The organism is Brachybacterium sp. HMSC06H03 (assembly GCF_001807385.1).
GTDB classification, from domain to species: Bacteria; Actinomycetota; Actinomycetes; order Actinomycetales; family Dermabacteraceae; genus Brachybacterium; species Brachybacterium conglomeratum.
The window spans coordinates 1-2,829 of sequence record NZ_KV788829.1; the positions used below are offsets into that span (position 1 = coordinate 1).

3 protein-coding genes and 2 pseudogenes are annotated in these 2,829 nt (G+C 74.8%); all 5 read right to left on the bottom strand.

What is annotated here, in order from left to right; translation table 11 throughout:
* Positions 1-227: pseudogene (locus HMPREF3159_RS10205) on the bottom strand (DNA-protecting protein DprA); the annotation flags it as partial.
* Positions 224-1,756: a YifB family Mg chelatase-like AAA ATPase gene (locus tag HMPREF3159_RS10210; protein WP_070500935.1), complete on the bottom strand. Its 1,533-nt coding sequence runs from the start codon at positions 1,754-1,756 to the stop codon at positions 224-226. The gene HMPREF3159_RS10210 and the pseudogene HMPREF3159_RS10205, both read right to left, overlap by 4 nt.
* 1 nt (position 1,757) lies before the next feature.
* Positions 1,758-2,204, bottom strand: a complete 447-nt coding sequence (locus HMPREF3159_RS10215; RefSeq protein ID WP_083305907.1) for a YraN family protein — start codon at positions 2,202-2,204, stop codon at positions 1,758-1,760.
* Positions 2,205-2,316: 112 nt separating this feature from the next.
* Positions 2,317-2,619: a DUF2469 domain-containing protein gene (locus HMPREF3159_RS10220; RefSeq protein WP_010551350.1), complete on the bottom strand. Its 303-nt coding sequence runs from the start codon at positions 2,617-2,619 to the stop codon at positions 2,317-2,319.
* Positions 2,616-2,829 (bottom strand): annotated as a pseudogene (locus tag HMPREF3159_RS17665) (hypothetical protein); the annotation flags it as partial. The gene HMPREF3159_RS10220 and the pseudogene HMPREF3159_RS17665, both read right to left, overlap by 4 nt.

Consider the following 2,829-nt stretch of genomic DNA (forward strand, 5'->3'; position numbering starts at 1 on the left):
GCGGCCTCGGCCGGCACCTGTCCCTCCAGCGCGGCGAGCAGCTCGGTCGGCGTCGCCTCGCGCGCGAGCTCGAGCGCGGCGCGGGATCCGAGCCGTTCCCGCGCCAGGAGCGCGACGGCGTCGGACGGCTCGGCGAGCAGGGACCAGGTGAGCCGGGCCCGGCGCTCGCCCTCGCGGGTGAAGTCGGGGTTCTCGGGTTTCTCAGAGTTCTCGGGGTACTCGGTCATCGGGCGTCCGCCTGTCGCAGGGTGAGGGCCTCGCCGATGTGCAGGGCGTCGGGCCGGTCGGCGCCGTCGAGGTCGGCGAGGGTCCAGGCCAGGCGCAGCACGCGGTCGTAGCCGCGCAGGGTCAGCCGACCCTGGCTGAGGGAGTGGCGCAGCAGCGCGAGGTCCGCCGGGGCGGGGGCGAACTCGGTCCGCAGCAGCGGCCCGGGCAGGTGGGCGTTGGTGCTCCAGCCGCGTCCCTCGTAGCGACGGGCCTGGCGGGTGCGGGCCCGGCCGACGCGGGCGGCGATCGCGGCGCTGGGCTCGGCGGGCTCGGTGCCGTTGCGGTGGAGGTCCACCGGTCCGACGTCGACGCGCATGTCGATCCGGTCCATCACGGGCCCGGAGAGCCGGGAGAGGTAGCGGCGGCGCTGCAACGGAGTGCAGGTGCACTTCTCCCCCTTGCCCCAGGCATTCCCGCAGGGGCAGGGGTTCGCGGCCAGGACCAGCTGGAAGCGGGCCGGGTAGCGGGTGACCCCGCGTGCCCTGTGCAGGGTGATGTCCCCGGTCTCCAGGGGTTCGCGCAGCGCCTCGAGCACGCGGGCGGAGAACTCCGGCGCCTCGTCGAGGAAGAGCACCCCGCAGTGGGCGCGGGAGATCGCGCCGGGCCGGGCGAGCCCTCCTCCCCCGCCGACGATCGCGGCGGCGGTGGCGGTGTGGTGGGGGCTCTCCAGCGGCGGGGTGCGCAGGAGACCGTCGCGGGCGTCGAAGCGGCCGTCGAGCGAGTGGACGGCGGAGACGTCCAGGGCGTCCTCGGTGCTGAGCTCGGGCAGGATGCCGGGCAGGCGCGCGGCGATCATCGTCTTGCCGGCGCCGGGCGGTCCCTGCAGCAGCAGATGGTGGGCGCCTGCCGCGGCGACCTCCGCGGCACGGCGGGCCTGCTCCTGGCCGATCACGTCGGCGAAGTCGACCGTGCTGCCCGCGCCTCGTTCCACTGCGGCGCTCGCGGTCAGCGGCTCGCGGGCGGGGGACGGCGGGACGTCCGCGCCGAAGCGGTGCAGGAGGGTGGTGAGGTCGGGCGCCGCATCCACCTCGATCCCGTCGACGAGCCGGGCCTCGGCGAGGTTCGCCTCGGGGACCACGGCGCGGGAGAGTCCCAGACCGCGGGCGGCGAGCAGGGCAGGCAGCACCCCGGGGACGGGGCGCAGCCTCCCATCCAGCCCGAGCTCGCCCAGCAGCACGGTGTCGGAGGGGACGTGGGTGGGCAGGTCGCCCTGCGCGTCGAGGACCGCGAGCGCGATCGCGAGATCGAAGCCGGAGCCGTGCTTGGGCCGCCAGGCCGGAGTCATGTTCACGGTGATCCGGCGCTGGGCGAGGCGGAGGCCGCTGCGGGCCGCGGCGGCGCGGACCCTGTCCTTGGCCTGGAGGGTGGAGGAGTCCGGCAGGCCCACGAGCGAGAACGCGGGCAGGCCCGGGGAGACGTCGGCCTCGACCTCGACCAGGGTGCCCTCGAGGCCGGTGAGGCTGATCGAGAGGGTGCGCGCCTGGCCCATCTCAGTGCACCCCTTCGAGGTGCTCGAGGGAGAAGACCCCGTCCAGGTGGGCGTGCACGGCGATCACGTCGATGCGCACGTCGCGGTGCGGGGTCGAGCGCTCCATCAGGTACTCCCCCGCCAGGCGGCGCAGCCTGCGCAGCTTCGCGGGGGTGACGGCGGCCTGCGGCACCCCGGTGACGAAGGAGCGGCGGGTCTTGACCTCCACGAAGACGAGGGTCGTGTGCGCGAGTGCGACGATGTCCAGCTCGCCGTGCTCGAGCCGCAGGTTCCGCTCCACGATCTGCCAGCCGCAGGCCACCAGGTGGTCGGCGGCGAGGTCCTCCCCGGCGCGTCCGAGCTCGAGGGTGGTCATCTCCCGCACGCGGGGCGGTGCCGGGGCCGGGCGCGGCCTGTCGGCGCGGAGGGAGACGGGCGGGGTGCCGGGGACAGGAGCGAGGCTGTTCATGCCAGTCAGCCTCGCCGGAGCGCTCCGGGCGGGGAAGCGGCACCGGGATCCTGGGGACGGCGGGGCGCTGTGGAGGAGAGGTCACGCGGCGTCGGAGGTCCGCCCCTCGGGCTCAGGGCAGGGAGATGTCCTGCTTGTTGAGCTCCTCGATGTTGACGTCCTTGAAGGTCACCACCCGCACCGAGCGCACGAAGCGGTTGGAGCGGTAGATGTCCCACACCCACACGTCCGCCAGGCGCAGCTCGTAGAACACCTCGCCGCCGCCCGAGCGGACCTGCAGGTCCACCTGGTTGGCGAGGTAGAAGCGGCGCTCCGTCTCCACGACGTAGGTGAACAGGCTGACCACGTCGCGGTACTCGCGGAAGAGCTGGAGCTCGAGGTCGGACTCGTAGTTCTCGAGATCCTGGCTGCTCATCGGTGCTCCTCCTCGTCCTGCGGGCTCCACGGGCCCTCCCACAGTACGCCAGCGGAGCCGGGCATCGGGCCGGTGCCCGCGGCGGGAGCCGACGGCGGACGACGTCCCGGGGTGTCGACCCCCGCAGCCACCTCGACGTCGACGGGGATCGTGGGCGTGCCGGGGCGTCCGCCCGGGCCGGGGCGTGCGGCCGCGGCGATGCGGCCAGCG